Origin of the sequence: Silvania hatchlandensis (assembly GCF_025564065.1) — a bacterium.
GTDB classification, from domain to species: Bacteria; Pseudomonadota; Gammaproteobacteria; order Enterobacterales; family Enterobacteriaceae; genus Enterobacter; species Enterobacter hatchlandensis.
Window position 1 is genome coordinate 154070 of sequence record NZ_JAMGZK010000049.1, and the last position, 20185, is coordinate 174254.

Annotated in this window: 18 protein-coding genes; 2 read left to right on the forward strand and 16 right to left on the reverse strand. The window is 58.5% G+C overall.

All coding sequences use genetic code 11. The annotated features are described in order from the left end of the window. Positions 1-74: 74 nt before the first annotated feature. The 8 genes from menE to M8014_RS12835 all read right to left on the reverse strand — a co-directional run bounded on the left by menE (position 75) and on the right by M8014_RS12835 (position 8007). Complete coding sequence (gene menE, locus M8014_RS12800; protein WP_271282820.1) at positions 75-1442, reverse strand: o-succinylbenzoate--CoA ligase; 1368 nt, start codon at positions 1440-1442, stop codon at positions 75-77. Next, positions 1439-2404 carry an o-succinylbenzoate synthase gene (gene menC, locus M8014_RS12805; protein ID WP_271282821.1) on the reverse strand — a complete coding sequence of 322 codons (966 nt, stop codon included), beginning with the start codon at positions 2402-2404 and terminating at the stop codon, positions 1439-1441. The genes menE and menC overlap by 4 nt, the downstream gene beginning before the upstream one ends. Next, entirely contained in the window at positions 2404-3261 is an 858-nt protein-coding gene (menB, locus tag M8014_RS12810; RefSeq protein WP_271282822.1) for a 1,4-dihydroxy-2-naphthoyl-CoA synthase, read from the reverse strand. The genes menC and menB overlap by 1 nt, the downstream gene beginning before the upstream one ends. Next, positions 3258-4034, reverse strand: coding sequence for a 2-succinyl-6-hydroxy-2,4-cyclohexadiene-1-carboxylate synthase (gene menH, locus M8014_RS12815; protein WP_271282823.1), 777 nt, complete (start codon positions 4032-4034; stop codon positions 3258-3260). Before menH ends, menB begins: the two co-directional genes overlap by 4 nt. Continuing rightward, on the reverse strand, positions 4031-5701 hold the full coding sequence (gene menD / locus M8014_RS12820; protein WP_271282824.1) for a 2-succinyl-5-enolpyruvyl-6-hydroxy-3-cyclohexene-1-carboxylic-acid synthase: 1671 nt from the start codon (positions 5699-5701) through the stop codon (positions 4031-4033). The genes menH and menD overlap by 4 nt, the downstream gene beginning before the upstream one ends. An 88-nt stretch (positions 5702-5789) precedes the next feature. Next, positions 5790-7085, reverse strand: coding sequence for an isochorismate synthase MenF (menF, locus tag M8014_RS12825; protein ID WP_271282825.1), 1296 nt, complete (start codon positions 7083-7085; stop codon positions 5790-5792). Positions 7086-7177: 92 nt separating this feature from the next. Continuing rightward, a complete protein-coding gene (elaB, locus tag M8014_RS12830; RefSeq protein ID WP_142486542.1) occupies positions 7178-7483 on the reverse strand; it encodes a stress response protein ElaB in 306 nt (101 codons plus the stop codon). A gap of 71 nt (positions 7484-7554) precedes the next feature. Further along, the gene (locus tag M8014_RS12835; RefSeq protein ID WP_271282826.1) at positions 7555-8007 is read right to left on the reverse strand and encodes a GNAT family N-acetyltransferase; all 453 of its coding nucleotides are present in this window, start codon (positions 8005-8007) and stop codon (positions 7555-7557) included. Between the two features lie 71 nt (positions 8008-8078). On the opposite strand from M8014_RS12835, the gene rnz reads away from it, so the two are divergent. Both rnz and M8014_RS12845 read left to right on the forward strand, forming a co-directional pair. Further along, positions 8079-8996: a ribonuclease Z gene (gene rnz, locus M8014_RS12840; protein ID WP_271282827.1), complete on the forward strand. Its 918-nt coding sequence runs from the start codon at positions 8079-8081 to the stop codon at positions 8994-8996. 66 nt (positions 8997-9062) lie between these two features. Then, positions 9063-10067 carry a chemotaxis protein gene (locus tag M8014_RS12845; RefSeq protein ID WP_271282828.1) on the forward strand — a complete coding sequence of 335 codons (1005 nt, stop codon included), beginning with the start codon at positions 9063-9065 and terminating at the stop codon, positions 10065-10067. Between the two features lie 86 nt (positions 10068-10153). Here the strand turns inward: M8014_RS12845 and nuoN are convergent, their stop codons facing one another. From nuoN to nuoG, 8 genes are all read right to left on the reverse strand, one after another. Continuing rightward, positions 10154-11611, reverse strand: coding sequence for an NADH-quinone oxidoreductase subunit NuoN (nuoN, locus tag M8014_RS12850; protein ID WP_271282829.1), 1458 nt, complete (start codon positions 11609-11611; stop codon positions 10154-10156). Between the two features lie 6 nt (positions 11612-11617). Further along, the gene (nuoM, locus tag M8014_RS12855; RefSeq protein ID WP_271268860.1) at positions 11618-13147 is read right to left on the reverse strand and encodes an NADH-quinone oxidoreductase subunit M; all 1530 of its coding nucleotides are present in this window, start codon (positions 13145-13147) and stop codon (positions 11618-11620) included. Between the two features lie 75 nt (positions 13148-13222). After that, complete coding sequence (gene nuoL, locus M8014_RS12860) at positions 13223-15064, reverse strand: NADH-quinone oxidoreductase subunit L (protein ID WP_271282830.1); 1842 nt, start codon at positions 15062-15064, stop codon at positions 13223-13225. Further along, positions 15061-15363: an NADH-quinone oxidoreductase subunit NuoK gene (gene nuoK, locus M8014_RS12865; protein WP_271268862.1), complete on the reverse strand. Its 303-nt coding sequence runs from the start codon at positions 15361-15363 to the stop codon at positions 15061-15063. The genes nuoL and nuoK overlap by 4 nt, the downstream gene beginning before the upstream one ends. After that, positions 15360-15914 (reverse strand): NADH-quinone oxidoreductase subunit J, encoded by a 555-nt coding sequence (gene nuoJ / locus M8014_RS12870; protein WP_271282831.1) that lies wholly within the window; start codon positions 15912-15914, stop codon positions 15360-15362. The genes nuoK and nuoJ overlap by 4 nt, the downstream gene beginning before the upstream one ends. A gap of 11 nt (positions 15915-15925) precedes the next feature. Further along, entirely contained in the window at positions 15926-16468 is a 543-nt protein-coding gene (nuoI, locus tag M8014_RS12875) for an NADH-quinone oxidoreductase subunit NuoI (protein ID WP_038256279.1), read from the reverse strand. A gap of 13 nt (positions 16469-16481) precedes the next feature. Further along, positions 16482-17459, reverse strand: coding sequence for an NADH-quinone oxidoreductase subunit NuoH (gene nuoH / locus M8014_RS12880; RefSeq protein ID WP_271282832.1), 978 nt, complete (start codon positions 17457-17459; stop codon positions 16482-16484). Next, positions 17456-20182: an NADH-quinone oxidoreductase subunit NuoG gene (gene nuoG, locus M8014_RS12885; RefSeq protein WP_271282833.1), complete on the reverse strand. Its 2727-nt coding sequence runs from the start codon at positions 20180-20182 to the stop codon at positions 17456-17458. The genes nuoH and nuoG overlap by 4 nt, the downstream gene beginning before the upstream one ends. Positions 20183-20185: the final 3 nt, after the last annotated feature.

A 20185-nucleotide genomic window follows, 5' to 3' on the forward strand; every position in this document is an offset into this window, starting at 1 on the left:
GTAACTTCACCGCACGTGAACGTGACAAAGGGGTCACCGCGACCCCCTTGTCATTCCCCGAGCCCGCTCGCAATTCAGCCCTTCAACGACTGATGAACCCACTGCTGCAGGGCATGGCGGGAAATTTTAATGCCGCCATTTTTCAGCTCGCCAGGTAGCACCAGCCAGTGTACTGGCTGCTGAAAACGCGCCAGCTTGTCGCTTATCCAGTGAGGCAACTGGGCAATGTCTGCCCCACTTTCGCACTCAACGACCGCCACCGGTCGTTGACCAAATTCGGCATCGTCGAGAGGCACCACAAACACCTGACTGACCTGCGGGTGGGTGCCGATCACGCGCTCGACCTCTTCCGGCTGGATCCCTTCCCCGCCGCTGAAAAAGAGATTGTCCATCCGCCCGAGGATCGTCAGACGTCCGTCCGTCATCTCACCGCGATCGCGGGTGGCAAACCAGCCCTGCGCATTGTCGATTGGCGAGAGCTTACCGTCACGCCAGTAGCCGCTGGCCATACTGGCGGCCTTGATCCACACTTCGCCCTCGACCAGTTGCACGTCGCGACCGGACAATGCATAGCCAACATCAGCTTTACCATCCGCCTCTTTGGCACACACCGTCGAGGCAAATTCCGTCAGGCCATACCCGCACCAGCTGCGAATGCCGCGGCTCGACGCCCGACGCGTCAGGTCGACTGGGATCGCCGCGCCACCTAACAGGACCGCTTTTAACGCCACGTCCCCCCCGGAATTGAGCAGACGCCAGAGCTGGGTGGGGACTAGCGAAGCATGGGTACAGCCCTGCAGCATCTGTTCCAGAGGCTGTTTTTCGCAAACGGTCAGTCTGGCACCGGCCACCAGCCAGCGCCAGAGAATGCCCTGCCCGGAAACGTGGAACAGCGGCAGAGAGAGCAGCCAGTCGTCATCAGCCCTGTAGGGGAGAAGCGTCAGGACGCCGTCAGCGCTGGCAACGTGTGCCGCACAAGTATGAACCGCCGCTTTCGGCAGTCCGGTCGAGCCCGAGGTCAACGTCATGGTCGCCAGCCGCGCCGGCTGCCAGACCACCCCGGCACTGCCATGCTGATTCACCATCCTCAGCGGCAACAGATCGGGATAACCGCCCTCGCCGTTGAGCACCAGCGCAAAACGCAGCGTTAAGGACGGCAGGAGGGTTTCGAGCAACGGACCGGGCAGCTGCGGATTCACCGGCAGGATGCGCGCCCCGCACTGCAACAGCGCCAGCCACGCCAGCAGCGTATCGGGATGATTGTGCGCCTGTAGCATCACCCCATCACCTTCACGCACGCCCTGCTGCACAAAACCGCTCACCAGCGTGTCAATACGCTGGCAGAGCTGGTTCCAGCTCAGACGCTCCCCGTTCAGCCGCAGCGCCGGTTTGTCGGCATGCTGCGCCCGCCAGTGTCGCCATGGCCAGTCGGTAAAGATCATAGCAGCGGCTCCAGCGCCTCATGGCTAAGCTGCGGCAGCGTATTGCCCGGCCAGCATCGCATCAACTGCGCCTGCATCAGGTTCAGCGTATCCAGCCCGGGAACCGTGTCTGGCGTGAGCCAGGCCGCGATCCGCGCCAGCTGGGTCAGGCCGAGGCTCGACTCAATCGACGAGCTGATCACCACCGTCAGCCCTTGCGCCTGTGCGGCGTTCACCTGCTCACGCACCTTTGCGATACTGCCGGTCAGCGTGGGTTTGATCACCACAGCACGCACCCCCGGCTCCGCGATAAACCGGAAGTCGTCTTCGCGCAGGCTTTCATCCCAGGCAATGGCAATCCCGGTCTCACGAGCGAATGCCAGCGAGTCCGCGCGGGTTTTGCATGGCTCCTCGAGAAAGGCAATCCGATCCCGGTAGGCCGGGTTGACGTATTTCGCAAACTGCTGCGCTTTCAGCGGCGTCCAGGCGCGATTGGCATCGAGGCGCAGGTACAGATCCGGGATGGCTTCCAGCAGCAGGTTCGCCACCATGCCGTCGCGGACCGCTTCATACAGGCCAACCTTGATTTTTGCCACCTTCTCGCCCGGCATGGCGGCGAGTACGGCAAACAGTTCGTCTGGATCGCCGGTGCAGAGCGGCGCAGCGCGATAGTCCGCCGCGTCCGGCAAGGTTCCGTTCATTTCCGCCAGCGCACAGCTGATACCAAAATCCACCGACGGCAGGCCCGACAGCAGCGGCTCACCGCCGTCGCGCCAGGCAAGGCTCCACGCCCGCAGTGCAGCTTCGGCGTCTTCCAGCGATTCGCGGCTAAAGCCCGGCAAAGGGGCGATTTCGCCCCATCCTTCCCGGTCGGCGATTTGCAGATGAACAAACAGTCCGTCCCGGGTTTTTAACCGCCTGTCGCGCAGGACTACCCCCGCGTCCATCGGTATCTGCCAGCGGTAAACCTGCGCGCGGCGCATTACGGATTCCGTTTGTATTTGCTGAAGTCCGGCTGACGCTTCTCATTGAAAGCGTTGCGTCCTTCCTGACCCTCTTCGGTCATGTAGAACAGCATGGTGGCGTTACCCGCCAACTCCTGCAAACCGGCCTGACCGTCGCAGTCGGCATTCAGTGCCGCTTTCAGGCAGCGCAGCGCCATCGGGCTGTTCTGCAGCATTTCACGGCACCAGCGCACGGTCTCTTTTTCGAGTTCGGCAACCGGTACGACGGTGTTAACCAGGCCCATGTCCAGCGCTTCCTGAGCATTGTACTGACGGCACAGGAACCAGATTTCACGCGCTTTTTTCTGCCCGACGATACGCGCCATGTAGGATGCGCCCCAGCCGCCGTCGAAGGAGCCGACTTTCGGACCGGTCTGGCCGAAGATGGCGTTTTCTGCTGCAATCGTCAGGTCACACATCATGTGCAGCACGTGGCCGCCGCCGATAGAGTAGCCCGCGACCATCGCTACGACCGGTTTCGGGCAGGTACGGATTTGACGCTGGAAGTCGAGCACGTTGAGGTGATGCACCCCGGAATCATCCTGATAGCCGCCGTAGTCACCGCGAACCTTCTGATCTCCACCGGCGCAGAAGGCCAGTTCACCTTCCCCGGTCAGCACGATGACGCCGATGTTGTCGTCGTAGCGCGCATCCGCCAGCGCCTGGATCATCTCTTTAACGGTGATCGGGCGAAATGCATTGCGTACCTGCGGGCGGTTGATGGTGATTTTGGCGATCCCGTCTGTCGATTTATGATAACGAATGTCGGAATAACCTTCGGAGCAGTCCTGCCATTCCACCGGGGCGTACAGCATGTTTTCATCAGGGTAGATCATAGAGTGTCCTTAATGGGAAGACGGAGTATCTGAGTCATACGCTCGGCCACCACACGGGGGTTTTCCCGATGGGCGTTATGTCCGGCATACGGAATTTCATGGCAAATGGCGGCAAGTTCACTCGCGATACGCCTGAACTTGTCGTCACGCTCACCATAAATAAAGTAAAACGGGGCCGCGCACGCAGCGAGCGCAGGCCGTAAATCGGGTTGTGCCGCCAGCGAGGTGGCCTGCAGCATGGCGGCCAGAGTTGCGCCATTGTTGCGGCTACGCAGCGCGATCAACAGCTGGCGTTGTTCATCCGTTAGGTGAGCGAATACGGGCTGCTGATACCAGTCGGCAAACACCGCCTCCAGAGGCTCGTGTCTGAAGCGGGCCGCCCAGCGGGTGTCAGAGGCTCGACGGCTTGCACGTTGTTGCTCGTCGCCCAGCCCCGGATGTGCCCCTTCGACGATCAGCCCCTGCAGCCCGTTCGGACGCTGGCAGGCGTGATACAGGGCAATGCGGCCGCCGAGGGAGTACCCCACCAGCCAGTACTTAAGTATGTTGTAACTAACAAGGGTGGTATTCAGCAGCGCGCTGACTGCGGGGAAATCATTCACGGCGATGTGCGCAGAATCGCCGTGGCCTGGCAGATCCAGATACAGCCGGGGCCAGGCGTCAAAGCCCTCGCCGACCTGCTGCCATTCGCGGCGATCGCCGGAAAAACCGTGCAGGAACACCAGCCAGGGTTGTTCCGCACTGCCTGCCTGCGGCTCACCGGCGAGGATCATAGGTGGCTGACCTGCGCCAGCAAGTTTTGCAGCATCTGCGCCCCGTCGCTGTCATTAACAACAACTTCAATAAGCGTAGTTCTTGGTTTGCTCCACGCCGCGTTCAGCGCGGTCTCCAGCTCCGCCCAGCTTTCCGGGCGCTGATAGCGCAGGCTGAACATCGCCGCCGCATGTTCAAACTGCACGTTTTGCGGCATCAGATAAAAGCGCTCGCGCTCGCTCTGCGGCGTCGGCAACAGAGAGAAAATCTGCCCGCCGTTATTGTTGACAACCATCAGCACAAACGGCGCAGAGGTCTGTCGCAGCAGCGCCAGCGCGTTCAGGTCGTACAAGGCCGACAGATCGCCAACGATGGCCAGCGTCGGGCGGGCATTGGCGCGCTGGACCCCGGCTGCAGTTGAGATCAGGCCATCAATTCCGCTGGCTCCCCGGTTGCTAAAGACCGGATAACCCGCCGGGAGCCGGGATAAAGCATCAATCAGACGCACTACCAGGCTATTACCGACAAACAGCTGTCCCTGCTCGGGCAGATAGCGACGAATATGATGCGCCAGCTGTGCTTCACCGAAGGCTTCACTGCGCTCTGCCGTAAGTTGCCACGCCTGATGAGAAAGCCCGGGGATCGCAGTGGCCCACGGGGCGCGTTTCTCCGCGGGATGCTGCTCCAGCCAGTTCGCCACGTTCGAAATCAGCCGACGGCCACGATGATGCGCCGGATCCAACCGTCCTTCCTGGGTATCCACCAGCCAGTACTCTTCCGGGGTGCAGCTGGCCTGCCACTGCAGGAGCCGTTTACCGGTCAGGCTGGCGCCAAGCTGAATCACAATCTGCGCTTCCTGCAGTTCAGTTGTTGCTTTCGCATTACCGAGCCACAGGTCGGCGCACGGCAGCGGCTGTCCGGTCTGGGAGAGCACATCGCCAATCAGCGGCCAGCCCAGGGTTTGCGCCCACTCTGCCGCCAGTTTGCCTTCGGCAGCGCTCATTCTGCCAGCCACCACCACGCCGCGCTTCTGCCGCCAGAAAAACCAGTCGCGCTGTTTCGGGCTTGAGAGCTCTACCGGGGTCTTCAGCCAGGGTTTATCGCTTCGCCACCAGTCGCCCAGCGCCTGCTGCCAGTCAAGATCGGCATCATCCATTTCGCCATACAGCGGTTCGGCAAACGGACAGTTGATGTGCAGTGCGCCCGCGCGCAGAGCTGAGAGGGCGTTATCCACCGTCGACACCAGCCAGCGTGCGGGAATATCGCGGGTGGGCCGCGGCAGAGACAGCGTGTCGGAAGGGTGCGAGGCAAAGATACCCGGCTGACGAATGGCCTGGTTGGCGCCACAGTCGATCAGCTCCGGTGGGCGATCCGCAGTCAGCAGCACCAGCTTTTCGCCAGTCAGTCCGGCCTCAATCAGTGCCGGATAGAGATTCGCCACCGCGGTGCCCGAGGTCACGATCACCGCCACCGGCGCATTGCTGGCTTTTGCCAGCCCGAGCGCCAGGTGGCCTAGACCGCGTTCATCAAAATGGGTGTGATGAATAAAGGCGCGATTTTCAGCGGCGGCCAGGGTCAGCGGCGTAGAACGCGAACCCGGTGCGATGCAAATATGCCTGACGCCATGGCGGGTCAGGGCTTCAAGGATCACCGCCGCCCAGCGTCGGTTAAAAGAACTCACTGACATGGAATTGTCCGGTATCAATATTGCGACTAAGTATAAATAATAGAAAAAGATGTAATTTTGATATGAATCGGGAAAGGACGACTCAGTATTAATCCTTTAGGAGGAGAGTGCGCAGTCCGGCGGCTTTATTTTCGATCTCCTGCCACTCCTGCTCGGGGTCGGAACCGCTGACGATCCCTGCCCCGGCGTACAGGCGCACGCTGGTTTTTTGCACCCGGGCCGAGCGCAGCGCCACGCAGAACTCACTCTGCGCCAGCGAAAGATAGCCTGACGAACCGGCATATCCCTCCCGGTCGAACGGTTCATTGCGGGCGATAAAATCCCAGGCGGCACGGCGCGGCAAACCGGCCACTGCCGCCGTGGGCTGCAGCAGAAGCAGACACTGTGCATCGTCGGGCTGTTGCAGCGCCGTCCAGATACAGCGGCGTAAATGCTGGACCTTACGCAAGCGCACAATTTGCGGCGGGAGCACGTCCAGTACGCCGCTGTCGCGCTGCAGGCGCTGGCAAATATCTTCTACCACCAGCATGTTTTCACGCTGGTTCTTGTCGTCGTTCATTAGCCAGTGGCCCAGCCGGGCGGCGTGCGCGTCGTCGTGGTGGCTGGCGACCGTGCCGGCAAGCGCTTCGGTGCGCAGGAGCGAACCCCGACGCCGCCACAGCCGTTCCGGGGATGACCCCAGAAACGCGTTGTCGGCATCGCTGCACATCAAAAAGTGGTAGCACTGAAAATTAACCTGACGGCTGGCTGCCATCAGTGCGGCCGGATTCACCCCACCGTCAAACTGCAGATCCGTGACCCGGGCCAGCACCACTTTATCGAACTCACCCTGCGCAATCGCCTCTGTCGCCCGGGTAATGAGATTCATCCAGCCGGTTTTGTCGGGCCGATGCGTTTCACTCATCACCTGCTGGCTGAGCGGCGCAATCGCCGTGAGGTCACGCAGCGTCTGCAGAAAATCGCGCGCACGCTGCGCGTCGTCGTTAAGCGAGGTGTCGCTCCAGAGCTGCAGACGCAGCGTGGCAAGACCGCCGCAGCGCTGCCACAGCAGGCGCGGTAAAAACAGATCGCCCTGTCGGGGGTCGAACGCATTCACACCGACGACGCGGGTATCGGGATAGGCGGGGAAGTGCAGTAAGAACTGACGGGCAGCGGATAAAGACGTAAAGCGGTTAACTGCCCCCAGCGCGGCGTACTCTTCATCGCCGTTACGCTGCTGCCAGTAGAATTGAGGGTAACTGACCTGGGCATTCAGCCAAGCGAGAGGATCGAACGCATCGTTAAGCGCGAAAGAGACATCAAGATGATGCAGGCCTGGTGCGTCGGGAAACGCGGCTGCCAGCTGTCCGGCAAGGCCTTCCAGCGCGATGGAAATCGAATGCACGTGAACCTCTCCCCGCTAAAACCTCACATTATACGGGGTACTGGCCTGAAAATGCAGTACCCACGTTTTGGCAGGGAAAGGTGGTGTGCAGATTAACGGCGGGCGAGCAGAATACCCAGAACCAGACCCGCGGCAGCACCAACCCCTATGCCCTGCCAGGGTTTTTCACGGACATAGTCATCCGCGCGGTAGACCGCTTTTTTGGCCCGATAGTAGTAAGTGTCCGACGCCTGACTCACGCGCGTCTTCACGTCGTGCAGCGCCTGTTCAGCACGCGCCTTCAGCTCAATGTACTTTTGATCGGCCGGATCGCCTGAAGAACGGAGGACTTCTTCCAGCGTTTCACTTAACAGCGTCAGATCATCATCAACGTGCGTTTCCGAGGATTGGAAGGACATAGTTTTCTCCATGTGGTTGCATCAGTCCGCTAACTATAGACAATGCCTGCCGATTTCGCTTGCGCTGTCCGCTATGCTTCTTTCGCCATTCCGATATGCGGGATGCCATCTTCGTCGTAGATTTCAGTGACCGGCGCAAAGCCAAAGCGGGCATAAAACGGCTGCAAATGCGCCTGCGCGCCGAGGTATAACGCTTTGTCCGGCCACTGTTTTTGGCAAGATATCAGGGTCTGCTCCATCAGCGCGTAGCCCAGCTTTTCACCCCGCGCCTGGCTGCTGATAATCACCCGGCCAATCACCACCGGTGAAAAATCATCATCGCTTTTCAGAATCCTCGCATACGCCACCAGCTGGTTATCTTTCCAGCCGAGGATGTGCCGGTTCTCGCCGAGCAGATCGTCGCCGTCGATATCCTGATAGGGGCAGGCCTGCTCAACCACAAAGACTTCGCAGCGCAGCTTGAGTAAGGCGTACAGTTCGGGAACAGTCAGTTCGCTGTGGTGCAGGTCTTGCCACTGAATCATCGCTATCTCCTTATCGGCAGGTTGCCGTTATACTCATGATTTTTCGCGTCTGGCACAGAGGCTAATGCACTATGGAACTGCTGTTTTTGGGAACATCCGCTGGCGTGCCGACCCGTGCGCGCAATGTTACGTCAATGTTGCTTGATTTGCAGCACCCGACCCGCGGCGGGCTGTGGCTGTTTGACTGCGGCGAAGGTACCCAGCATCAGATGCTGCACACCGCCAGCCATCCGGGCAAGCTGGATAAAATTTTTATTACCCACCTGCATGGCGATCACCTTTTTGGCCTGCCGGGGCTACTGTGCAGCCGCTCGATGGCCGGTAACGTCCACCCGCTGACGATTTATGGCCCGATCGGGATCCGTGAGTTTGTCGAAACCAGCCTGCGTCTGAGCGGTTCGTGGACCGACTATCCGCTGGAGATTATCGAGATAGCCGAAGGGACAGTGTTCAGTGAGGATGCCTGGACGGTGACCGCTGCATTGCTCAACCATCCCGTCGAGTGCTACGGCTTTCGCATTGATGAGCATGATAAACCCGGCGCGCTGGATGGCGCGGCGCTCGCCGCCGCAGGCGTTCCCTCCGGCCCGCTGTATCAGCAGCTGAAACGAGGGGAACGCGTCACCCTGCAAGATGGTCGGGTCATTAACGGCGCGGATTACCTCTCACCTCCTCGCCCCGGTAAAACGCTGGCGATTTTTGGTGATACCGCCCCCTGCGAGGCTGCGCTTGCGCTGGCACAGGGTGTCGATCTGCTGGTGCATGAGGCAACGCTTGAGACAGCAATGGAGGAGAAAGCCAACAGCCGGGGCCACAGTTCAACGCGTCAGGCGGCACAGTTGGCCCACGACGCGCAGGCCAGGAGGCTGGTCATCACCCACGTCAGCTCGCGCTATGACGCTCAGGGTTGCGCCATGCTGCTGGCGGAGTGCCGCGCCGTGTTTGACAACTGCGAGCTGGCGCACGATTTCACTCAGGTTCGCGTTTAACGCTCGATTTTTCCTCATCACTGCCGATAACGATCAGCAGGTCGGCATTTTCACATGAGGAAAAACATGGATAATTTCCAGAAAGACATTGATGACAGGGCTAATCTGACCCTGTCGAACCGTTTTGAGCTGTTGCTGTTCCGTCTCGGCACCTCAATGAATGACAACAAATCTGAGCTGTTCGGCATCAACGTCTTTAAGCTTCGCGAGATTGTGCCGATGCCCACCTTCACCAAACCAGCGGGTATGAAGTCACCGCTGATGGGGATGGTAAATATTCGTGACCAGGTGATCCCGGTTATCGACCTGGCGGCGGTGGCGGGCTGTAAACCTGCGACAGGCCTGAACATTCTGCTGATCACCGAGTATGCTCGCAGCGTGCAGGCCTTCGCGGTGGAGTCGGTCGAGAATATTATGCGTCTGGACTGGAAGCAGGTGCACGCGGCAGAAACTGCCGTCAGCGGCCGCTATATCACCAGCATCGCCTGTCTCGACGAGAAAACTGACACCAACGATCTGGCCATGGTGCTGGACGTGGAACAGATCCTGTACGACATCACTCCCGCCAACCACGATCTGCACGCCAACAATCTGAACACCCCGAAATTCAACATCAAACCGGGTGCGGTCGCGATTGTGGCAGAAGACTCGAAAGTGGCGCGCTCAATGCTGGAAAAAGGGCTGCAGGCGATGGAGATCCCGGCGCTAATGCACATTACCGGCAAAGAGGCGTGGGAGAAGATTGGCGTGCTGGCAGCGCAGGCGCAGGCAGAAGGAGTGCCGATTACCGATAAGATCGCACTGGTGCTGACCGATCTCGAAATGCCCGAGATGGACGGTTTTACCCTGACGCGTAAAATCAAAACCGATGAGATCCTGAAAGCCATTCCGGTGGTGATCCACTCTTCCCTTTCCGGCAATGCCAACGAAGATCATATCCGTAAGGTGAAGGCCGATGGCTACGTGGCGAAGTTTGAGCTGAACGAGCTGTCCTCGGTGATTGAGGAAGTGCTGGAGCGGGCAACGAAGCAGATTGATGGGCCGTTGATAAGCCGTAAGCAGCTGGCTTGATTTTTCCCTTGTGCGGCCTGGTGCCCTCTCCCACGGGAGAGGGTACAGACATTAAAAAAGGCAACTTTCGTTGCCTTTTTTTTACCTTACATCAGCGGCATCGCGTGCTGCACGAGGCTTATCAGCGGCTGCGGGTAGATACCGAAAATCAGTACCAGCAGGGCTGAAATCAGTACCACAATCCCGCCCGCGCTGTACTGCCAGTTGGTCGGCGCATCGCGGTTAAGCTGCTGCGGTGCATTCAGATACAGACTCACCGCAACGCGCAGGTAGTAGTACAAACCGATTGCCGAACCGACAACCACTGCCCCGGTCAGCCACCACAGGTTCGCCTGCACACCGACGGCCAGGATGTAGAACTTACCGATAAACCCGAGCGTCATCGGGATACCCGCCAGCGACAGCATCATCACGGTCATTACCGCTGACAGAATCGGACGGTGCCAGAACAGGCCACGGTAAGAGTACAGGGAGTCGGCATCCGGGCCACGGTACGGGCTGGACATCAGGCTCACCACGCCGAACGCGCCGAGGCTGCTGAACAGATAACCGGCCAGGTAAACACCGACGGATTCCATGGACATCTGACCGCTCTGCAGCGCAATCAGCGCCACCATCAGGTAGCCAAGGTGTGAGATGGAGGAGTAACCGAGCAGACGCTTAATGTTGGTCTGGCTCAGCGCCATCAGGTTACCGAAGATGATCGACACGAAGGCGATAACGCCCAGCACCACGCGTACCGCTTCGCTATCGCCAACCGGTGCGTAGAGGAACAGACGCATCACCACACCGAAGATAGCGATTTTACTCGCCGTCGCCAGGAAGGTAGAAACCGGAGCAGGTGCGCCCTGGTATACGTCTGGTGTCCACAGGTGGAACGGTACCAGCGACAGTTTAAAGCCCAAACCGACAATCATCATGCCCAGACCCGCCAGCAGCAGCGGTTCATGCAGCATACCGTCGCCGAGGCTCTTGCCGAGGGCAATGAAAGAGAGGTTACCGGACTGGGCATACACCAGCGCAATACCAAACAGCAGGAAGGACGAAGCAGCAGCAGACAGGATCGTATACTTGATACTCGCTTCCAGAGAGCGCTTCTGGCGGAAGGCATAACCAATCAGGCCGAACAGCGGCAGAGAGATCAGCTCAATACCGAGGAACAGCGCTGCCAGGTGGTTGGCATTCGCCAGCAGAATCCCGCCCAGTGCGGCAATCAGAACCAGCAGGTAAAACTCTTCTTTGTTGTCGTAGTAACCTTCCAGCCACGGGTAGGCAAAGGTACAGGTTGCGAGGCTCGCCAGCAGAACCAGCCCGGTATAGAGCATGGCAAAACCGTCGACGCGCATCAGCGGCGTCACGTCCATCGCCCCCGCCTGGCCAACAAACCAGAGGGAGACCAGTGCGGCGTTAAGGCCCAGAACCGACAGCGTGGCATTCAGGAAGTGATTGCGTCGCCACGCAATGGAGAGCATCACTACCACCACCGTCAATCCGACGATCAGCAGCGGTAGCAGCGCAATCAGGTGTTGTGGAGTTAAAGTCATGGCGATTTACGGCCTTGTAGTAGAAGCAGAATTAACAAACCACTGCTGGATATTGCCCATCGCAGAATGCGAGGTATCCAGAATCGGCTGCGGATAGAAGCCAAGCAGTACCAGAAGCACAACCAGCAACAGAATGATAAACAGTTCGCGCAGTGACATCCCCGGCAGCTCTTTCGCTGCGATTTCGCTCTTCGCTTTACCGAAGTAGGCGCGATGCAGCATCGCCAGAGAGTAAACGGACGCGAATACCAGACCGAAGGTTGATACCACCGTAATGACCGGCACCACTTTAAAGCTGCCGAACAGGATCATAAATTCGCCAACGAAGTTACCGGTACCCGGCATCCCCAGCGTGGCCACAGCGAAGAACATCGACATCGCCGGCAGCCATTTAATTTTGCTCCACAGACCGCCCATCTGACGCATGTCGCGGGTGTGCAGGCGTTCATACAGCTGGCCACACAGGATAAAGAGACCCGCCGCCGACAGCCCGTGGGCAATCATCTGAATGATTGCGCCCTGGTACGCCAGCTGGCTGCCGGTGTAGATGGCAATCAGCACGAAGCCCATGTGGGACACAGAGGTATACGCGATCAGACGTTTGATGTCGTACTGCGTGAAGGCCATCCAGGCGCCGTAGAAGATACCGATCACACCGAGCCACATGGCAATTGGCGCAAACTCTGCGGAAGCATTCGGGAACAGCGGCAGCGCGAAACGCAGCAGACCGTAGGCCGCGGTTTTCAGCAAGATCCCTGCCAGGTCAACGGAACCCGCCGTTGGTGCCTGAGAGTGCGCATCCGGCAGCCAGCCGTGCAGCGGAACCACCGGCATTTTCACCGCAAACGCAATGAAGAAGCCCAGCATCAGCAGGTATTCCACGCCGTGCGACATTGGCGTCTTCAGCAGGTCCTGATAGTTGAAGGTCCAGACACCGGTCGCGTTATAGTGCACGAACACCAGCGCCAGGATGGCAATTAACATCACCAGACCGCTCGCCTGGGTATAGATGAAGAACTTGGTTGCCGCCGTGATACGCGTTTTACCGTCGGATGCCTTATGGCCCCACAGCGCGATCAGGAAGTACATCGGCACCAGCATCATCTCCCAGAAGAAGAAGAACAGGAACATGTCGATGGCCAGGAACACGCCGATCACGCCGCCGAGGATCCACATCAGGTTCAGGTGGAAGAAGCCCTGGTATTTTTGAATTTCTTGCCAGGAGCACAGTACCGCCAGAACGCCGAGGAGACCCGTCAGCACCACCATCAGCAGCGACAGGCCATCAATCGCCAGATGAATGGTTATGCCGAAACGCGGGATCCACGGCAGGATAAATTCAGACTGCCACTGCGGCAGGCCCGCAGACTGGGTCAGTGAATAGCCGCCCTGCAACCAAAGTTGCAGGCCAAGCGCAAGCGTCAATCCCATGGTGATCAGCGCAATCCAGCGCGGCATCTTCACGCCAAAGCGTTCGGTCTGCCAGCACAGAAACCCACCAATGAAGGGAATTAAGATTAGCCAGGGTAATAACATGGCGATTTTTATTCCTTTTTAAGGCCCCCGACAGGGGCCTGATTTTCAACGAATTTTTATAAATTCACTTATGAATCAACGCAGAACCATCAGCAGCGCCAGTACGACCACCGCGCCAATGCTCATTGATGCCACATACCAGCGCAGATAGCCGTTCTCGCTGAACAGCAGGCCTTTACCTGCAAAGCGGGAAAGGATCGCCGGGGTGTTCATCATCGCGTTCAGCGGATCGCGCTTGATAAGCCACGCAATGCCGAGGAACGGTTTCACGAAGATCATGTCATACAGCCAGTCGAAGCCCCACGCGTTGTACCACCAGGTGCCCAGCAGACGGCCCGGCGCACTGTTGGCAACCGCAGTTACCAGCGTACGTTTGCCCAGCCACAGCCATGCTGCAATCAGGATGCCCGCAATCGCGACCACGCCAGAGGTGATTTCAAGCGTCAGCACACGACCGTGCTCAAGCTCGGTGGTGCCCGGCAGAACACCCTGCAGCGGCGGCACAATCAGTGCGCCAACGAAGGTGGAGAGGACCATCAGCACAATCAGCGGCAGATGGTGGGTAATCCCCTTCCCTGCATGCGCGTGAATTTGTTCTTTTCCATGGAAGACGATGAAAATCATACGGAAGGTATACAGGGAGGTCATAAACGCACCGACCAGACCGGCAACCATCAGATTGATATGGCCATTCGCCATTGCTCCCGCCAGGATTTCGTCCTTACTGAAGAAGCCCGCGGTAATCAACGGCAGTGCCGCCAGCGCCGCGCCGCCCACCAGGAAGCAGGCATAAACCAGCGGAATGGACTTACGCAGCCCGCCCATCTTGAAGATGTTCTGCTCGTGGTGGCAGGCAAGGATCACCGAACCGGACGAGAGGAACAGCAGCGCTTTAAAGAACGCGTGCGTCATCAGATGGAAAATCGCCGCATCCCACGCCTGCACGCCCAGCGCCAGGAACATGTAGCCAATCTGGCTCATGGTGGAGTAGGCGAGAACGCGTTTGATGTCGGTCTGCACCAGCGCCGCAAAGCCTGCCAGCACCAGCGTAACCGCACCGACGATCCCCACCAGATGCAGGATCTCCGGGGTCATCAGGAACAGGCCGTGGGTACGGGCAATCAGGTAGACGCCCGCGGTAACCATGGTTGCGGCGTGGATCAGCGCGGAGACAGGCGTTGGGCCTGCCATCGCGTCTGCAAGCCAGGTCTGCAACGGCAGCTGTGCGGATTTACCTACCGCGCCGCCCAGCAGCATCAGGGTTGCCCACGTCAGCATGTTGTTACCGGCCTCGAAGTGCGCAGGTGCCAGTTCCACCATTTCGCGGAAGTTCAGCGTGCCCAGCTCGTTGTAGAGGATGAACAGCGCGAACGCGAGGAACACGTCACCCACACGGGTCACGACGAAGGCTTTCATTGCCGCTGCGCCATTCTTCGGATCGGTGTAGTAGAAACCGATCAGCAGATAGGAGCACAGGCCCACGCCTTCCCAGCCGAGATACATCAGCAGCAGGTTGTCGCCCAGCACCAGAATCACCATGCTGGCGATAAACAGGTTGGTGTAGGCGAAGAAGCGGGAGTAACCCTCTTCACCGCGCATATACCAGGAGGCGAACATGTGGATCAGGAAGCCGACGCCGGTAACCACCGAGAGCATGGTCAGGGAGAGGCCATCCAGCACCAGGCTGAAACCGATATTGAAATCGCCGACCGACATCCAGTTCCACAGTGGCAGGGTATACGCCTGCTTGCCGTTGTTAAGGAAGTCGATACCCGCATACGCGGTAACCAGCGCGGCCAGGCCGATGGAGCCAATGCCCACGGTCGCAGACAGATTTTCCGACCAGCGGCCGCGAGAAAACGCCAGCAGCAGGAAGCCAATCAACGGGAAAATAATGGTTAAGGCAAGCATGTTCATCCACGCAACTCACTTACTGAATCGATGTTCAGGTTCTGGCGGCGACGATGGAGCTGCAGCAACAGCGCCAGGCCAATACTCGCTTCTGCAGCCGCAAGGGTGATGGCGAGGATGTACATGACCTGACCATCGGTCTGGCCCCAGTAACTACCGGCGACCACGAAGGCCAGCGCGGCGGCGTTGATCATGATTTCCAGGCTAATCAGCATGAACAGCAGATTGCGGCGGATAACCAGACCGGTTAAGCCCAGCACGAATAAAATCGCTGCGAGGATCAGTCCGTGTTGTAAAGGGATCATGCGTGATCCTCCGTTTTTCTTTTCGCACGGTCGTCAGCACGGTTGCTCAGCACCTCGCCAGCGCGATCTTCACGACCGACATGGAATGCCACAACCAAACCTGCCAGCAGCAGCATGGAGGCCAGCTCAACGGCCAGAACATAAGGCCCGAACAGGGAGATCCCTACCGCTTTGGCGCTGATTGGCGTCCCGTCGATGCCCTGATCGTTGACGCCCAGAATGGCATACACGATCACCGCCAGCATGATGGCCGACAAAATTGCCGGACCAATCCAGACCTGCGGTTTTAACCACTGACGTTCCTGCTCAATTTCCGATCCACCGAGGTTCAGCATCATCACCACGAACACGAACAGCACCATAATGGCCCCGGCGTAGACGATGATTTCAAGCGCACCGGCGAAGTGTGCGCCCAGCGCAAAGAACACCCCAGAAATAGCCAGCAGCGAAATGATTAAATACAGCAGCGCATGCACCGGGTTGGTGTGCGTAATCACTCGCAGCGTAGCCAGGATGGCGATCAGGCCACAGATATAAAAAGCGAATTCCATTGCCCCTCTCCTTACGGTAACAGGCTCTTGACGTCGATAGGCTTGGCTTCGTTCTCTGCTTCGCCCTTATCTTTGCCGTCGATTGCCATACCCGCCATCCGGTAGAAGTTATATTCCGGGTATTTACCCGGACCGGAAATCAGCAGATCCTCTTTCTCGTACACCAGGTCCTGACGTTTGTATTCGCCCAGCTCGAAGTCCGGGGTCAACTGAATCGCCGTGGTCGGGCACGCTTCTTCACACAGACCGCAGAAGATGCAGCGTGAGAAGTTAATGCGGAAGAACTCCGGGTACCAGCGACCGTCTTTGGTCTCGGCTTTTTGCAGAGAGATACAGCCGACAGGACACGCTACCGCACACAGGTTACAGGCAACGCAACGCTCCGAACCGTCCGGATCGCGCGTCAGCACGATACGGCCACGGTAGCGCGGCGGCAGATAAACCGGCTCTTCTGGGTACATCTGGGTTTCACGTTTTGCAAACGCGTGCAGGCCGATCATCCAGATACTGCGTACCTGGGTGCCGAAGCCTACCAATAATTCTTTTAAGGTCATGGTCTAAAGCCCCTTATGGCTGCTGCCAGAGAATGACAGCCGCCGTTACCAACAAGTTGACGAGCGTCAGCGGCAGGCACACTTTCCAGCCGAAGGACATTACCTGGTCATAACGCGGACGCGGTAAGGACGCACGAATCAAAATGAACATCATCATAAAGAACGCGGTTTTCAGCGCGAACCAGATGAATGGCGGTAATAACGGGCCATGCCAGCCACCAAAGAACAGCGTTACCATCAGCGCAGAAATGGTGACGATACCGATGTACTCGCCCACGAAGAACAGACCGAACTTCATACCGGAATATTCAACGTGGTAACCATCGGCCAGTTCCTGCTCGGCTTCTGGTTGGTCAAACGGGTGACGGTGACACACCGCCACGCCCGCGATGGCAAAGGTAATAAAACCAAAGAACTGCGGGATCACGTTCCAGATGTCGGCCTGGTTGTTGACGATGTCGGTCATGTTAAATGAACCGGCCTGCGCCACCACGCCCATCAGGGAGAGACCCAGGAACACTTCATAGCTCAGCGTCTGGGCAGACGCACGCATCGCGCCCAGCAGGGAGTATTTGTTGTTACTGGACCAGCCCGCGAACAGCACCGCGTAAACCGCGAGGCCTGCCATCATCAGGAAGAACAGGATCCCGATGTTCAGATCCGCGACCACCCACGACGGGCTGACCGGAACGATAGCAAAGGCCAGCAGCAGCGAGGTGAAGGCGATCATCGGCGCAAGCGTAAAGATGACGCGATCCGAGAATTTCGGGATCCAGTCCTCTTTAAAGAACATCTTGATCATATCCGCGACCAGCTGGAGTGAACCACCCCAGCCCACACGGTTCGGTCCATAACGGTTCTGGAACAGACCGAGCAGACGACGTTCACCAAAGCTCATGAACGCACCGCAGGTGACGACCACCAGCAGAATGACAATCGCCTTCAGGATGCTCAGCAGAATGTCGATAAGATCCGGCGTTAACCAACTCATGCTTGTGCCTCCTGCAGATTATCGAGACGCGCGCCTGCCAGTACCGGCGCAATGCCTGGTAATCCCATCGGCAGACCCACCTGCCCTGCACTCAGACCGTCGGTGATAATCAGCGGCAGGCTGATCGTCTGGCCTTCATAGCTAAAGGAGATACGGGCGCCTGCGTTCACGCCAAGCTTCGCGGCATCAGCCGGGTTGAGCTTGATGTAAGGCTGCGGCATGCGGGTCTGGAACACCGGAGAACGCTGGGACATTTCGTCACTACCAAACAGATGGTAGTAAGGCGCGATACGCCAGTTACCCTCTTCCGCCTGGAAGCTTGCCGGAACAGCGGAGAAGAACTCGAGACCGGTTTCGCTTGCTTCGATCAGGCGCACGCCAGGATCGCCATGGCGCAGAGAGCCGCCCACTTCAGCCTGGAACTTGTTCCATGCCTGCGGGGAGTTCCAGCCTGGTGCCCAGGCAAACGGAATCTGCGAACGTGGCGCAGACGGCTGGTTGTTCCCTTCCATTGAGAAGGCGAACATGGTGTCTTTATCCTGCGGCTGACGCGGTTCGTGCACGCTGATGTTGGCACGCATCGCAGTACGGCCACTATAACGGTGCGGTTCACGGGCCAGCTTCTGGCCGCGAATGCGGAAGGAAGCATCCGGCGCCGCATCTTTGATGCCTGCCAGCTGCGGCAGGGCAGCTACGGCAGCATCGATCACGTCGTCGAGCTGGGTCCAGTCCACTTCACGACTCTGGACGGTGCTGTGCAGGGAGTGCAGCCAGCGCCAGCTTTCCAGCATCACGATGTTGGCATCGTAATAAGACGGATCGTAAACCTGGAAGAAACGCTGTGCGCGGCCTTCGTTGTTGATAACGGTACCGTCACTTTCCGCGAAGCTTGCCGCAGAGAGCACCAGATGCGCTTTGTCCATGATTGCCGTGCGCTGATGGTCGATAACCATCACCAGTGGCGCTTTGGAGAGGGCGGCATCGACGCGGGCAGCAGAAGCATGACGATGCAGATCGTTCTCAAGGACGATAACGGCATCAGCCGCACCGGATTCGAGTTCGCTCAGCGCCGCTTCCAGAGAACCGCCGCCAATCATTCCCAGACCCATGCTGTTTACCGCGCGGGCAATCATGGTTACGCCGACGTCTGCGCCACGGCCTTTCAGAGCTTTCGCAACGTTAGCTGCAGCCTGAACGACCTCAACGCTACCGGCATTCGTACCGGTTACAATCAGCGGTTTCTTCGCACCGGCCAGCGCCTGTACGATCACATCGATCTTGTTCTGCAGGTCACGATCCAGGCCTTCAACCGCCGGGGCGCTGTTGTCCAGCGCATGGGCAATCGCAAAGCCAAGACGCGCCTGATCTTCAACCGGCGCGCAGTAGGTCCACGCCGCGATATCATCCAGACGAGTGTTATCGATATTAGTGACAAACAGCGGGTGTTTAGCACGCTGACCGATATTCATGATCGCCGCAATCTGCCAGTCAGCCACTTTCTGGGCCGCTGCCATTTCGCGCGCTTTGCCTTTCACCGCCTGACGAACCGCCAGCGCAACGCGGGCGCCGGTCTGGGTTAAATCTTCACCCAATACCAGAACCGCATCATAAGATTCGATTTCGCGCAGCGCAGGGGTATGAATACCGCCTTCGCGCAGCACTTTCAGTACCAGCTGCAGACGTTCCTGCTCGCCCTGAGCGATACCGGTGTAGAAGTTATCCGCACCCACCAGCTCACGCAGCGCAAAGTTGCTTTCAACGCTGGCGCGCGGGGAGCCAATACCGATCACTTTCTTCGACTGGCGCAGAATATCTGCTGCACCCTGCATCGCCTGCTCGGCGTTAAGGGTGATCAGGTCATCGCCACGGCGCTGAACCGGCTGACGCGGACGGTCTTTCAGGTTCACATAGCCATAGCCGAAACGACCACGGTCGCAGAGGAAGTAGTGGTTTACGGTACCGTTGTAACGGTTTTCGATACGACGCAGTTCGCCGTAGCGCTCACCCGGGCTGGTGTTACAGCCGAGAGAGCACTGCTGGCAAATACTTGGCGCAAACTGCATGTCCCACTTACGGTTGTAACGCTCGGAGTGCGTTTTATCGGTGAAGACGCCGGTCGGGCAGATTTCGACCAGGTTGCCGGAGAACTCGCTCTCCAGCACGCCGTCTTCCGGACGACCGAAGTAGACGTTGTCATGTGCGCCATACACGCCCAGATCTTCGCCGTCGGCATAATCTTTGTAGTAACGCACGCAGCGGTAGCAGGCGATGCAGCGGTTCATTTCATGCGAGATGAACGGCCCCAGATCCTGGTTGCGGTGGGTACGTTTGGTAAAGCGATAGCGACGGAAGCTGTGCCCGGTCATCACGGTCATATCCTGAAGATGGCAGTTACCGCCCTCTTCACACACCGGACAATCGTGCGGGTGGTTGGTCATTAACCACTCCACCACGCTTTCGCGGAACTGTTTGGCTTCCGCGTCGTCGATAGAAATAAAGGTTCCTTCGGTGGCTGGTGTCATACACGACATCACCAGGCGACCACGCGTGTCTTCCGCGTTTTGATATTGCTTCACCGCACACTGGCGGCAAGCACCGACGCTCCCCAGCGCCGGATGCCAGCAAAAATACGGAATATCAAGGCCGAGGGACAGACAAGCTTCTAGCAGGTTGTCCGCGCCGTTGACCTCGTATTCTTTGCCGTCTACATGAATCGTAGCCATTAG

Coding starts and splice junctions, on each gene's coding strand:
- menE (WP_271282820.1), bottom strand. CDS start 1,442: ATGATCTTTACCGACTGGCCATGGCGACACTGGCGGGCGCAGCATGCC.
- menC (WP_271282821.1), bottom strand. CDS start 2,404: ATGCGCCGCGCGCAGGTTTACCGCTGGCAGATACCGATGGACGCGGGG.
- menB (WP_271282822.1), bottom strand. CDS start 3,261: ATGATCTACCCTGATGAAAACATGCTGTACGCCCCGGTGGAATGGCAG.
- menH (WP_271282823.1), bottom strand. CDS start 4,034: ATGATCCTCGCCGGTGAGCCGCAGGCAGGCAGTGCGGAACAACCCTGG.
- menD (WP_271282824.1), bottom strand. CDS start 5,701: ATGTCAGTGAGTTCTTTTAACCGACGCTGGGCGGCGGTGATCCTTGAA.
- elaB (WP_142486542.1), bottom strand. CDS start 7,483: ATGTCCTTCCAATCCTCGGAAACGCACGTTGATGATGATCTGACGCTG.
- M8014_RS12835 (WP_271282826.1), bottom strand. CDS start 8,007: ATGATTCAGTGGCAAGACCTGCACCACAGCGAACTGACTGTTCCCGAA.
- rnz (WP_271282827.1), top strand. CDS start 8,079: ATGGAACTGCTGTTTTTGGGAACATCCGCTGGCGTGCCGACCCGTGCG.
- M8014_RS12845 (WP_271282828.1), top strand. CDS start 9,063: ATGGATAATTTCCAGAAAGACATTGATGACAGGGCTAATCTGACCCTG.
- nuoN (WP_271282829.1), bottom strand. CDS start 11,611: ATGACTTTAACTCCACAACACCTGATTGCGCTGCTACCGCTGCTGATC.
- nuoM (WP_271268860.1), bottom strand. CDS start 13,147: ATGTTATTACCCTGGCTAATCTTAATTCCCTTCATTGGTGGGTTTCTG.
- nuoL (WP_271282830.1), bottom strand. CDS start 15,064: ATGAACATGCTTGCCTTAACCATTATTTTCCCGTTGATTGGCTTCCTG.
- nuoK (WP_271268862.1), bottom strand. CDS start 15,363: ATGATCCCTTTACAACACGGACTGATCCTCGCAGCGATTTTATTCGTG.
- nuoJ (WP_271282831.1), bottom strand. CDS start 15,914: ATGGAATTCGCTTTTTATATCTGTGGCCTGATCGCCATCCTGGCTACG.
- nuoI (WP_038256279.1), bottom strand. CDS start 16,468: ATGACCTTAAAAGAATTATTGGTAGGCTTCGGCACCCAGGTACGCAGT.
- nuoH (WP_271282832.1), bottom strand. CDS start 17,459: ATGAGTTGGTTAACGCCGGATCTTATCGACATTCTGCTGAGCATCCTG.
- nuoG (WP_271282833.1), bottom strand. CDS start 20,182: ATGGCTACGATTCATGTAGACGGCAAAGAATACGAGGTCAACGGCGCG.